This is a genomic window from Sphingobium sp. PNB, assembly GCF_019873065.1.
Classification (GTDB): domain Bacteria; phylum Pseudomonadota; class Alphaproteobacteria; order Sphingomonadales; family Sphingomonadaceae; genus Sphingobium; species Sphingobium fuliginis.
Window position 1 is genome coordinate 1 of sequence record NZ_JAINEZ010000060.1, and the last position, 12,823, is coordinate 12,823.

The window sequence follows — 12,823 nt, forward strand, 5'->3', positions numbered from 1 at the left end:
TCACAAGCCTGCTTTGCCGATCTTAAGGAGAAGCACATGCTTGGCAAGATCGCCGCGCTGGAAGAGGAGATAAAGCGGCTGAGGGCTGATCGGGACAGGCTGGACTTCCTTGACCGCTGTAACGAGCGCCTGAATGCCCATTGCGGCACGACTTATCGCTGGTCGCTGATCATGAACCACAACGTCAACCGGCTGATGCTCGGGCACATGGACGTCGATCTTCACGATAGTGCGCCGCCTTCGCAGGGGCTGCCGTCATGTCGTGATGCAATCGACAGGGAGATGGAGCGGATCGAAGCGGCCCGTAGCGCCCGCGCAGCACTTGAAGGGCGCGGATCATGAGCATGGTGGAGAAGCCAAGGCGCGTGCAGCTATCTCGCAGGAAGGGCTGGCGGATGCCTGAGAACACTGTGAAGGTCGACCGGACCACGAAATGGGGCAATCCATACCGCGCTGGCGTCCATTGCGATCATCAGCATGCGGTGGACTGTCACCGGTTCCTTTTGACACAAGGAAGGCCCGCAAAGACGGCCCCATGGCCAGATTCACCGCCGATGAACTACGCACTCGCGGTAGCTGGGAACATAGCGGAACTGCGTGGCAAGAACCTAGCCTGCTGGTGCCCGCTCGATCAGCCGTGCCACGCTGATGCGCTGCTGGAGTTAGCGAACGCGCCCGCAGCACTGGATGGGGAGGGGTAGGGTGACAGCCAAGAGGCGCCTTGTTCCCGAATCTGAGGTACGTCGCGCTCTCGATATAGCGCGTGAATACGGCATCCAGATCGGTTCGATTGACATCCGCAGCGACGGCGTGACGATTCATCCCGCGAATCGCACACCGGAGAATGATTTTGACCGCTGGCTATCACAGGACAAGGGTCGTGACGCGCCTACACATCGTCCGTAAAAAGCTGGCGAACGGCCAGAAATACTACGTTTATGCGTGGCGTGGCGGCCCTTGTATCCATACTCAGGACGACACCAAGCCCATCATCACCCCTGAGTTGATGGACATGGCCAACAAAGAGCGGATGAGGCGCGCCGGCAAAGGCGAGCGCACGCTCGACAAGATCATAGACCAGTATCGCGCAAGCCCTGAATATGATGCCCTAGCCGATGCAACGAAGCGAGACTATCGCTTGTGGCTGACCCGACTGTCTGAACGCTTTGGGCCAGCGCCGATTGGCGCATTCGCTGACATTCGGATGCGTGAGCAGATTATCCTCTGGCGCAACCGGTGGGCGGCTCAGCCCCGCACTGCCGACAAGGCCGCCGTGATGGTGGCGACGGTTCTTAGCTGGTGCGTCGACAATGGCATTCTGGCAACCAATATCGCCTCTGGGATAAAGCTGCTGCACAGCGTCAACAAGGCCGATCAGGTTTGGGAAGATCGGCACTGGAAGGCGATTGCTGATCATAAGGACGAAGACGGGAAACAGATTTGCCCGCCGCATCTGATGGATGCGCTGAAACTCGCCAGTCTGACCGGCCTTCGCCTTGGCGATCTTGTGCGTCTCGACTGGACCCATGTCAGCGAAAAAGCCATCATCCTGACGACCAAGAAGCGGCAGGGGCGGGCCGTGATCCCCATCCTGCCGGAATTGCGGGCGCTGTTGGACAACAGGCCGCACAGAGAGGGCACGATCCTGCGCAACAGCCGGGGAAAGCCGTGGACCGAAAGCGGCCTCGGTTCCGTCTTCCAAAAGAAGATGCCCGCCGATTTCGACCGGACGATGCATGATCTTCGCGGCACCTATGTCACATGGGTTGCGATGAAGGGCCTGACCGATGATGAGATCGCCCGCATCGTCGGATGGACGGCCAAGCGCATCGGTGAGATTCGCGCTCGATATGTCGATGAGGCGCGGGTTGTGGTAAGCCTTGTCGAAAGGCTTACGGCTTGATCTTCGGTTTACAATGCGTCGGATTGCCACGGATTCCTGCGGCTTTTTAGGGGTATCGTTTACAGAAAAACCCAATAAAAACAGGTGGACATTATGAATCATAATCCGCGTGTCGGGGGTTCAAGTCCCTCCTCCGCTACCACCTTTACAGACAGTCAGGCCCAGGCGGATTTTCCGCTTGCATTCGTCCTTTCCTGTTGCACTAATGTTGCAATGCACAACCAGCCGATGGCCGGCTGAGGGAGGATCGATACTTTGCCCTTCCACGAAATGTTTGAGCCGGATGGTTCGATACGCCCCTGCTACGCGGAAGTGCAGAATTGGGTGGATCGGACCGGCATTGCCGGGCTCAATCGTCGAATGGATGAGGCGGAGGCGATCTTCCGGCGCATCGGCATCACCTTCGCCGTCTATGGGGAGGGGGGCGATCCCGAACGACTGATCCCCTTCGACCTGCTGCCCCGCATCTTCATGGCCCAGGAATGGCGCGTGCTGGACAAGGGCATCCGGCAACGGGCCCGGGCGCTTAACGCCTTCCTCCACGACGTCTATCATCGCGGAGAAATTGTGAAGGCGGGGGTCATGCCCGCGGACATCATCTATCAGAACAGCGCCTATCTGGTGGAAATGGCCGACTTCACCCCGCCGGGGAAAGTGTACAGCCATATCGTCGGAATCGACATCGTCCGCACCGGGCCAACCCGGTTCGAGGTGCTGGAGGATAATTGCCGCACCCCCTCCGGCGTGTCCTACATGCTGGAAAATCGTGAGATCATGACCCGCATGTTCCCGGAACTGTTCGCGCAGGGCGTGGTCGCGCCGGTCGACGATTATCCCGCGGAATTGCTGAAAAGCCTGAAGGAAGTCGCGCCGCCCGCCTGCAAGGGCGATCCGGTGGTCGTGGTGCTGACGCCCGGTTCGCTCAACAGCGCCTATTATGAGCACAGCTTCCTTGCCGACCTGATGGGCGTGGAACTGGTGGAGCCGGCGGACCTGTTCGTCGACGACGACCGGGTGTGGATGAAGACCACGCTGGGGCCGAAGGCGGTCGACGTCATCTACCGGCGCATCGACGATGAATATATCGACCCGCTGGTGTTCCGCCCCGACAGCCTGCTGGGCGTGCCGGGCATCTTCAACGTCTATCGCAATGGCGGCGTGACGCTGGCCTCCGCGCCGGGATCGGGGATCGCAGACGACAAGGCCGTGTACATCTATGTGCCGGAAATGATCCGCTTCTATCTGGGCGAGCAGCCGATCCTGGACAATATCCAGACCTGGCAGTGCGGGAAGCCGGACGAATGCGCCTATGTGCTGGAAAATCTGCACGAACTGGTGGCGAAGGAAGTCCATGGATCGGGCGGCTACGGCATGCTGATCGGGCCGAAATCGACCAAGGACGAGATCGCGGCCTATGCCGACCGCATCCGCGCCAATCCGGGCGAGTTCATCGCCCAGCCGACGCTGGACCTGTCGACCGTGCCCACGCTGGGACCGGCGGCGGTGGTGGGGCGCCATGCGGATTTCCGGCCCTATTGCCTGGTGGGCAAGCAGATCAGGCTGGTGCCCGGCGGGCTGACGCGTGTGGCGCTGACCGAAGGATCGCTGGTGGTGAACTCCAGCCAGGGGGGCGGGGTGAAGGACACCTGGGTATTGCAGGATTGATGATGTTTAGAACCTTCATCACCCTTCTCCGTCATTCCCGCGAAGGCGGGAATAGATCTCCTGATCTCACCCCTGGCGGCACGCTTGGGAGATGGATTGGCTTCGCCGTACTGGCGTTTCCCGCCTTCGCGGGAATGACGGAAGAGTGGGAGCGGGCCCCATGCTGAGCCGGACGGCCGAAAATCTCTTCTGGATGGCCCGCTACATGGAGCGCGCCGAGGCCACCGCCCGCCTGCTGACCATGGGCCAGCGCATGGCGATCCTGCCCGGCGCGCATCATCGCGACGAGTGGCGATCGGTGGTGCGGGCCACAGGCGCGCTCAACCATTTCCCCGAAGGCGCGCAGGTGACGGAAAGCGACGCCATCGCCTTCCTGATGCTGGACCTCGACAATCCCTCCTCCATCCGGTCCTGCCTGCTGAAAGCCCGCGCCAACGCCAAATCGGCCCGCACCATGTTGACGCAGGACATGTGGGAGGCGCTGAACGAAGGCTGGCGCAAGCTCGACAGCTATGACGTGGCGGAGGCGCGGCAGCAGCTTCCCGCGCTGATCGACTGGGTGAAGACGCGGGTGATGACCTTCCGCGGCGCGGCCCATTCGGGGCAACTCCGCAATGAGGGGCATGATTTCCTGCGCACCGGCTCCGCGCTGGAGCGGGCGCAGATGACGCTGCGCCTGCTGGACGTCAAATATTATGTGCTGCTGCCGGAAACGGAAGTGGTCGGCGGCAATCGCGACCATTATCAATGGACGTCGGTGCTGTATGCGCTGTCTGGCGCGCGGGCGTTCCACCATGTCTATGGCGGCACCTATACGCCCTGGCAGATCACCGATTTCCTGATGCTGAACCGTCTGTTCCCGCGCAGCGTCGCCTATTGCTACGACCAGCTTGCCTATCGGCTGAACCGTCTGGCCGGATGGCATGATGCGCGTTCGGCCTGCCATGACACCGTGCGGCAGATGGTGACCGATCTGGAGAAGCTGGACAGCGGCGAAATCTTCCGGGCCGGCCTGCATGAAACGGTGCAGAACGGCCTGATGAGCACCAACCGCCTGGGCGTCGAGATCGCCCAGGCCTATCATTTCGGCTGATGGGAGGACGCGCATGAAACTGCTCGTCCGCCACCAGACCATCTATCGCTATGAGGCTGCGGCCGGGCGGGTGGCGATGCGGCTGAAGCTGATGCCCGTCGACACGCCGACGCAGAAGGTGCTGGACTGGCAGGTCAGCGTCAATGGCGATCCGCTGACCGGCTTTCGCCGCAACAGCTATGGCGAGATGGAGGCGATCTGGGTCCGGCACGACCGGTTGGACAATGCCGTCATCGTCGCGGAAGGACTGGTCGAAACATGCGAAGGCCATGGCGTGGTGGGCTGGCTCGGCTGCCCGGTGAACCCGCGCTATTTCCTGCGGGAAACGCGGCTGACCGGGGCATCGCCGGAAATCCGGGCGATGGCGCTGTCCCTCCCCGACGAAGACGGGCCGCTGGCCCGGCTGCATGCGCTGTCGGCCGCCGTCAGCGATGCCGTGGCCTATCGCGCAGGCGTGACGACCACGAACACCACGGCGGCGGAGGCTTTCGCGCTGGGCGCCGGGGTCTGTCAGGATCATGCGCAGGTGTTCATCGCCGGCGCGCGGTCCATGGGCATCCCCGCGCGCTATGTGTCCGGCTATCTGCTGGCCGATGAGGGCGACGTGCTGCATGAAACTCATGGCTGGGCGGAGGCGCTGGTGCCCGAACTGGGCTGGGTGGGATTCGATCCCTCCAACCGGGTCTGCGTGACGGAGCGCTATCTGCGCCTCGCCTGCGGGCTGGATGCGGATGAGGCCGCGCCGATACGCGGCTCCGTGACCGTGGCGGGCGATATCTGGATTGACGCGGACGTCCGGATCGCGCAGGCGGAGGATGGGGTGGAGGAGCGGCAGCTCCAGCGGCAGCAACAACAGGGCGCGCAGACCACCACGCAGGGTTGAACGACGATAGGAGCCCTTGGGGCCATGACTTATTGTGTGGCGGTGCGCGTCGACCAGGGGCTGGTCATGCTGTCCGACACCCGCACCAATGCGGGGATGGACAATATCGCGCGCTTCCGGAAAAGCTTCACCTACAGCGTGCCGGGCGAGCGGGCGATCACCCTGATGTGCTCCGGCAATCTGTCTATCACCCAGGGGGTGAAGGCGATGCTGGGCCGCGCGATCAAGGATTCGGCGCTCGATCCGGATGTGGAGACGATCCTCAACTGCCCCACCATGCACCGCGTCGCGCAGATCGTGGGGGAGGCGATGTGCACCATGCAGGGCCGCTATCGCAGCACCATAGAGATGCAGGGCGCGGCGGCGGACGCCTCCATCCTGATCGCCGGGCAGCGCAGGGGCGGCAAGCCGCGGCTCTACCTCATCTATTCGGCCGGCAATTTCATCGAGGCGACGGAGGACACGCCCTTCTTCCAGATCGGCGAGCATAAATATGGCAAGCCGATCCTGGATCGCATCATCAAGCGCGAAACCAGTCTGGAAGATGCGACCAAGGCAGTGTTGGTGTCGATGGATTCGACGCTGCGGTCCAACCTGTCGGTGGGGATGCCGCTGGACCTGACCGTGATAGAGCGGGATGCCTTCGACTTCCGCGTGCGCACCCGGATCGAGGCGGACAATGAGGAGTTCCAGCTTCTCTCGCACAGCTGGTCCGCCGCGCTGCGCAAGGGGTTCGAGGATTTGCCCAACGTCCTCGATTGACGGGACCGAAGGCGGCGGCCCAAGGCTCAGCTTCTCACCCTTCAAGCAAATCCATCGCTTGCGCGTCCGCCTGCTTCGCCTATCTCATCCCGACAGACGAATCGCAGCCGGAAAGACTTTCATGACCGCCACCCATTCGACCCGCATGCTGATCCTCGGTTCCGGCCCGGCCGGCCTGTCCGCCGCCATTTATGGCGCGCGCGCGGGCCTGGCGCCGATCGTGGTGCAGGGCATGCAGCCGGGCGGCCAGTTGACGATCACGACCGACGTCGAAAATTATCCGGGTTTCCGCGACGTGATCCAGGGGCCCTGGCTGATGGAACAGATGCAGGCGCAGGCGGAGCATGTCGGCGCGCAGATGATGTACGACCAGATCATCGATGTCGACCTGTCGGAACGGCCCTTCCGCCTGAAGGGCGACAGCGGCACGCTCTATTATGCGGACAGCCTGGTGATCGCGACCGGCGCCCAGGCCAAATGGCTGGGTGCGGAGGGCGAACAGCTTTTGCAGGGCAAGGGCGTCTCCGCCTGCGCGACCTGCGACGGCTTCTTCTATCGCGGCAAGAAGGTGGTGGTGATCGGCGGCGGCAATACCGCGGTGGAGGAGGCGCTGTACCTCACCAACCACAGCCATGACGTCACCCTGATCCACCGCCGCGACTCGCTCCGGGCGGAGAAGATCCTCCAGCAGCGCTTGTTCGCGCATCCGCACATCAAGGTGCTGTGGAACCAGGCGGTCGATCGCTTCGTGGGCGGCGGCGATCCCGAGGGGCTGGTCGGCGTCGACCTGGTCGACACGGTGACCGGCCACAAATCGCATATAGAGACGGACGGCGCGTTCGTCGCCATCGGCCACCAGCCCGCTACGGAGCTGTTCGTCGACAAGCTGCCGATGGACGAGGGCTATCTGCTGGTGGAAAAGGGCACGACCCGGACCGCCATCCCTGGCGTTTTCGCGGCGGGCGACGTCAGCGACAAGGTCTATCGTCAGGCCGTTACCGCCGCCGGCATGGGCTGCATGGCCGCTCTGGATGTGGAGAAGTTCCTGGCCGAAGCGGATTTCGAGGCTGTCGCGGCGGAATGAAATGGTCAAGCGGTCGGATTGCGTAGCGTCAATGTTCGCAACTGGCCATCCCCGGCCTATCTCATAACGTCCCTGCCTCTTCTCTGCCGCTTAACCAATTTTCGTGGTAAATAAACTTTTCACAGCGGCCCGCGAACGGCATAGTCGACTCATGAATCAGGGGTCGGGCAGCGCTGTGGGGGAGATGCGGTTGTGAGTGCACCGTTCCGCTTTCCGCGCTTTTTCGTCACCAACCCCAGTCCCTGTCCCTATCTGCCCGGCAAAAGCGAGCGGAAGGTGTTCACCGAACTGAGCGGGGACAATGCGTCGGAACTGAATGACGCGCTCGGTCGCATCGGCTTCCGCCGCAGCCAGAATGTCGCCTATCGCCCCAGTTGCGCGGATTGCTCCGCCTGCGTGTCCGTGCGCGTCGTCGCGGGGGAGTTCGAGCCGAACGCCACCCAGCGCAAATTGCTGCGCCGGAACGAAGACCTGGTCATCACCGCCTGCAAGCCCTGGTCGACGGAGGAACAGTTCGAACTGCTCCAGCGCTATCTGCGCGCCCGGCATCCCGGCGGCGGCATGACCGAAATGGATGAGATGGACTTTGCCGACATGGTCGAACAGACCCCGGTGGAAAGCCATGTCGTCGAATATCGCGAACCAGGCGAAGATGGCCGTCCCGGCAGGCTGATCGGCGCCTGCCTTACCGATCGGCAGGGCGATGGCCTGTCGATGATCTACAGCTTCTTCGATACGGAGCTGGAGCATCGCAAGGGGTTGGGCAATTTCATCATCATGGACCATATCCTGCGCGCGGCGAAGGCGGGGTTGCCCTATGTCTATCTCGGCTATTGGGTCGAGGGATCGCAGCGGATGCAGTACAAGATACGCTACCGGCCGCTCGAACGACTGAGCCGCAACGGCTGGACCCGCTTCGACCCGCAGGAGCAGGCGCAGGCCGTGCAGCAGGCGGAAAGCCGCGACGAGCCGGCGCTGCCGCGCGAACTGGCGGCGATCTTCCGCAAATAAAGCCGGCGAAAAATCCAGCCCGTACGAAGGACGACCGATGGCGCTTTCGCGCGATCGGCATGGAACGGCTTAACGCCGTTATGGATTGATTACGTACTACGGCATTGGAAATCTTATTTAACTTTTTCCGTTACTGCTTTCCCATGGATTGCAGAAATGGCGTTGGATCAGGACCGGCAGATGGACCGTTTTGCTGATCGCAGATTTGGGGAATTTGCCTCCGAACTGGCTCGGGACGGGCTGGAATGGGATGCGTTTCACTATCGCAACGAACTATTATTCTCTCCGGTCTTCCAGCGCGTTTCGCCGCCGCTGATTCGCTGGATCGCTGATTATCGCGGCCGCATATTGTCGCGGGAGATCATGTCGGACCTTTTTGCCCGTCATTTTTCCTGTGACATCATCGGAAATGGCTGGCGGTCGATGCTGGACAGGCATGACTGGAAAGCGCTGGCCGACGCCGCCAAACGCTCCGCCCGGCCCGATCCCGTTCCCGTGCGCATGCGCACCCTTGCCGGTGAAACGAGGTCGGGGATCGTGCGCATGTCGCTGGTCGTGGAGCCCGATGAGGCGCCGCTCTGGTACGGAACGATCGAGGACATCGATGAGCGGTACGACTGCGACCGCCGCGCACTGGCCGATGCCCTGGCGGAAAGCCGGCAGCATTATCGCTGGTCGGTCGAACTCAGTCCGCAGGTCCCCTGGACGGCATCGGTCAGCGGCGAAATCGAGGAGGTGGGACCCCGCTGGCAGGAACTGACCGGCATGGCCCCGGCGCGTGCGCGGGGCAGGGGGTGGATCGATTCGCTGCATCCCGACGATGTGGATCGCACGCTGGCCATCTGGACGGAAAAGCTCCATTCAGGCGATCCTGTCGACGTCGACTACCGGCTGCGCCTCTCCGACGGCGGCTATCGCTGGATGCGGTCGCGCGCCTCGGCGCGCCGCGACGCGAAGGGCCGGATCGTGCGCTGGTACGGAACGCTGGAGGATGTTCACGCACAGAAACTGGCGCAGCGCGAACTGGCTGACAGCGAGGAACGCTTCCGCCTGGCGGTGCAGTCGGCGCGGCTGGGCATATGGGATTTCGACGCGGTCGCCGGCACGCGGACATGGTCGCGGGAATTCCGGACGATGCTGGGCCTGTCGGATACCGAACCGGCGACGAGCGAACTGGCATTGCGGCTGGTGCACCCGGATGATCGGTCGCGTCTCGCCGGAATGCTGGACGCCGTCGCGAACGGGCGCATGCCGCCGCATTTCGAAGCCACGCTGAGGGTGCACAGGGCCGACACCGGCGCCCTGCGCTGGATCAAGAGCGTCGGCTGGAGCAGCTTCTCCGATTCCGGCAAGCCACTGCGCGTCATCGTGACCTTCCAGGATGTGACGGAAGAAAGGAACAGCGAGGAACGGATACGCTGGGCCGCCACGCACGATCCCATGACGCATATGCCCAATCGCGCGCTGTGGCAGACGACATTGGAGGAAATGACCGAGCAGGCGCGCCGGACGGGGGAAAGTTTCGGCCTGATCCTGGTCGACATCGACGACCTGAAGCGGACCAACGACACGCTGGGCCATGATGCGGGCGATGCGCTGCTCTGCGGTTTTGCGCAGCGTTTCGCCTCCTGCGCGCCGGCCGATGCCATGATCGGGCGATTGGGCGGCGACGAGTTCGGCATGATCGCGCCCTCGCTCGCCAGCAGCGCGGCGCTTTCGGCCTGGAGCGCCGAATTGCTGGGCGGTGTGCGCGCGCCCTATGTCCATAATGGGCGGTCGCTCGATTATGGGATCAGCATGGGCGGCGCGGTCTTTGGCGAACATGGCGAGGATGCGGCGGAATTGCTGAAGGCGGCGGACCTGGCGCTTTATGCGTCCAAGTCCACCGGACGGGGCCGGCTGACGCTGTTCCAGTCGCAATTGCGCGCCGACGCGCAACAGCGCAGTTCGATGATCCACATGGCGCGGCAGGCGATCGTGGACGATCTGGTCGTCCCCTATTACCAGCCCAAGGCGGACATGAGGACCGGACGGATATTGGGCTATGAGGCGCTGCTGCGCTGGCAGCATCCCCGCACCGGCGTCCACGCGCCCGACACGATCGCGGCGGCTTTCGACAATGCGGAACTGGCTGTCGAACTTACCGAAAAGATGCTGGCGAAGGTCGTCCGCGACGTCGACCGATGGCTGCGCGCAGGCCATGATCCGGGCCGGGTCGCCATCAACGCCTCCGCCGCCGATTTCATGCAGCATGATTTTGCCGACTATGTCCTCGCCCATCTCGCGCGCTGCACCATCCCGCCGCAGCAGTTCGAGATCGAGGTGACGGAGACCGTTTTCCTGGGCCGGGGCGCCGAACAGGTGGAGCGGGCGTTGCACCGCCTGTCGTCGGCGGGTGTACGGATCGCGCTGGACGATTTCGGCACCGGCTACGCATCGCTCAGCCATTTGAAGCAATATCCGGTCGACGTGCTGAAGATCGACCGCAGTTTCATCAGCAATATCGAACAGGATGCGGGCGACGCCGTCATTGTCGACGCCATCGTCAAGCTGGGCAGCAGCCTGGGCATGGAGGTGGTGGCCGAAGGCGTCGAAACGGTGGGACAGGTCGAGATGCTGATCGCTCGCGGCTGCACCATCGGCCAGGGTTATCTGATGGGGCGGCGGTACGGTCCCGCGCCGCCTAGAGCGATTTCCAGGCAGATGGAATCGTCTGCTGACTCGGAAAACGCGATAAAACAAAAATTTAGAGCAGTCGAGCCGATGCGATCGGATCGGAATCTGCTCCAGAGCGATTTCCAAGCGATCGTAACCGTCGCTGGTCAAGAAATCGCGGAAGACAAGGAAGCTGGAGCGGCGATCTGATTCATCGGAGCGAAAGCCGGTTTTTCCGCTCCAATCCTTCCCGCGCGCACCGGGACAGCTCTGTCGATGCTACCGCACCCTGCGCCTGCGGACCGGAACTTCCGTCACATAGGTCCGGGTGGTGGTGACGGCGGGCTGGACCACGACCGTCGTGGTGGTGGCGCCGGGATAATAATAGCCGCCCGATATGAAGCCCGGCGCTTGCGTCATCGTGACGACGGGTTCTCCCGGACCGGCGCGCCGCTCCGTCCGGTTCGGCCCGGCGGCATAGGGCGGCGGGTCGAAATCGACGCCGGGTCCACCCCGGACCTGCCCCTCGAAACGGCCTTCATAATCGCCGCTGAAGGTCTTGCCGTCCTTGTCGCGCCATGTGCCGCTCCAGCGCCCTTCATAGCCCAGCGGCGGCGGCGGCGGGCCATCCCGCGCGGTGACTTCGTCATCATAGCCGATGCCCGGCGGCGGTGCCGTGTCGCCTGCTTCCTCCCATGCGACGCCGTTGCGATAATCGCGCACGCGGCCATCCCGGTCGGTCATCACCGCATCGTCATAATAGCGCGACCAGCCATAGCCGCTGACGGGCGCCGGCAGCCCGTAAGCGCCATAGTTGCGGATATGATAGGCGGGGTTGACCCAATAGCGTGGCAGGACATAGCCGACCACGGGCCTGCGATAGGCCGCCCAGCCGCCCGGCGCGTACCAGCCCGCATGCCAACGGCCCTGATGGCGCGGACCCCAGCGGTGCACCGTGGTTCCCGCATGCACCGCCGGCCGGGCGGCCATTCCTCCACCCCCGACCGGCCCATTTGCGGAAACCGGCGCCGTCAACCCGACCGCCAGACCGGCGCCGGCCAGGATGAAGCTCCGGATATGCATGCTCAAATCCCCGTTTTCGGCTGATATGTTAACGGCTTGTTTAGCATGATCGGCCGCCGCCATCCAAGCGCCGGCATTTCCATGCCTGTCCCGAAAAGAGGCAGCGGCGCGCATTGCGGCCCGATATGTTCGCTATTTTGGTTCCCTGAAGGTGCCATTCATGGGTTTACCACCTAAACCAGACGCGACGCGATCCGCCCGACCAGCGCCTCCAGCCCGGTCCGGTCCGCACTGTCGAAGCGCGCCGGGATCGGACTGTCTAGGTCCAGCACGGCGACGACCCGGCCTTCGACGATCACCGGCACGACGATTTCCGAAGCGCTGGCGGCGTCGCAGGCGATATGGCCGGGAAAGGCGTGGACGTCCTCCACCAGTTGCGTCTGGCCGCTGGCCGCCGCGGCGCCGCAGACGCCCTTGCCCAGCGGGATGCGGATGCAGGCGGCCTTGCCCTGAAAGGGGCCAAGGACCAGTTCGCCGCCGACCATCCGGTAAAAGCCCGCCCAATTGAGGTCGGGCAGGAACTGCCAGATCAGCGCGGAGACATTGGCCATGTTGGCGATGGCATCGGGCTCGCCTGCCGTCAGCGCATCGGCGGCGGAGAGCAGGTCGTCATGGAGCGTGGCTTTGTCGGCACCGGCCGGGGGAGAAAAATCGAACATGGCCGGCATATAGGATGTGGCGCGG

The 12,823-nt window shown here is 63.3% G+C and carries 12 protein-coding genes; 10 read left to right on the top strand and 2 right to left on the bottom strand.

Going from position 1 to position 12,823, the window contains the following annotated elements; genetic code table 11:
* Window positions 1-36 precede the first annotated feature (36 nt).
* The 10 genes from K7W03_RS18215 (at window position 37) to K7W03_RS18260 (ending at window position 11,266) form a co-directional block, all read left to right on the top strand.
* Window positions 37-342 (top strand): hypothetical protein, encoded by a 306-nt coding sequence (locus tag K7W03_RS18215; RefSeq protein ID WP_222887004.1) that lies wholly within the window; start codon window positions 37-39, stop codon window positions 340-342.
* Between the two features lie 2 nt (window positions 343-344).
* Complete coding sequence (locus K7W03_RS28360) at window positions 345-701, top strand: DUF4326 domain-containing protein (RefSeq protein ID WP_137709092.1); 357 nt, start codon at window positions 345-347, stop codon at window positions 699-701.
* Between the two features lie 149 nt (window positions 702-850).
* Complete coding sequence (locus K7W03_RS18225; RefSeq protein WP_226870278.1) at window positions 851-1,903, top strand: tyrosine-type recombinase/integrase; 1,053 nt, start codon at window positions 851-853, stop codon at window positions 1,901-1,903.
* A 255-nt stretch (window positions 1,904-2,158) separates the two neighbouring features.
* Window positions 2,159-3,568 (top strand): circularly permuted type 2 ATP-grasp protein, encoded by a 1,410-nt coding sequence (locus K7W03_RS18230; protein WP_222886991.1) that lies wholly within the window; start codon window positions 2,159-2,161, stop codon window positions 3,566-3,568.
* Window positions 3,569-3,728: 160 nt separating this feature from the next.
* Window positions 3,729-4,661, top strand: coding sequence for an alpha-E domain-containing protein (locus K7W03_RS18235; protein ID WP_025550183.1), 933 nt, complete (start codon window positions 3,729-3,731; stop codon window positions 4,659-4,661).
* A 13-nt stretch (window positions 4,662-4,674) separates the two neighbouring features.
* Window positions 4,675-5,544, top strand: a complete 870-nt coding sequence (locus K7W03_RS18240) for a transglutaminase family protein (protein ID WP_048575373.1) — start codon at window positions 4,675-4,677, stop codon at window positions 5,542-5,544.
* Window positions 5,545-5,568: 24 nt separating this feature from the next.
* The gene (locus K7W03_RS18245; RefSeq protein WP_025550181.1) at window positions 5,569-6,306 is read left to right on the top strand and encodes a peptidase; all 738 of its coding nucleotides are present in this window, start codon (window positions 5,569-5,571) and stop codon (window positions 6,304-6,306) included.
* Between the two features lie 121 nt (window positions 6,307-6,427).
* Window positions 6,428-7,390, top strand: coding sequence for a thioredoxin-disulfide reductase (gene trxB, locus K7W03_RS18250; protein ID WP_061939834.1), 963 nt, complete (start codon window positions 6,428-6,430; stop codon window positions 7,388-7,390).
* 192 nt (window positions 7,391-7,582) lie between these two features.
* Window positions 7,583-8,401: an arginyltransferase gene (locus K7W03_RS18255; protein ID WP_025550179.1), complete on the top strand. Its 819-nt coding sequence runs from the start codon at window positions 7,583-7,585 to the stop codon at window positions 8,399-8,401.
* A 180-nt stretch (window positions 8,402-8,581) separates the two neighbouring features.
* The gene (locus K7W03_RS18260; RefSeq protein WP_226870280.1) at window positions 8,582-11,266 is read left to right on the top strand and encodes an EAL domain-containing protein; all 2,685 of its coding nucleotides are present in this window, start codon (window positions 8,582-8,584) and stop codon (window positions 11,264-11,266) included.
* A gap of 69 nt (window positions 11,267-11,335) precedes the next feature.
* On the opposite strand, the gene K7W03_RS18265 is transcribed toward K7W03_RS18260, so the two are convergent.
* Together K7W03_RS18265 and K7W03_RS18270 are read right to left on the bottom strand one after the other, a co-directional pair.
* Window positions 11,336-12,139: an RcnB family protein gene (locus K7W03_RS18265; RefSeq protein ID WP_222886992.1), complete on the bottom strand. Its 804-nt coding sequence runs from the start codon at window positions 12,137-12,139 to the stop codon at window positions 11,336-11,338.
* Window positions 12,140-12,312: 173 nt separating this feature from the next.
* Window positions 12,313-12,798 (bottom strand): GAF domain-containing protein, encoded by a 486-nt coding sequence (locus tag K7W03_RS18270; protein WP_044663082.1) that lies wholly within the window; start codon window positions 12,796-12,798, stop codon window positions 12,313-12,315.
* Window positions 12,799-12,823: the final 25 nt, after the last annotated feature.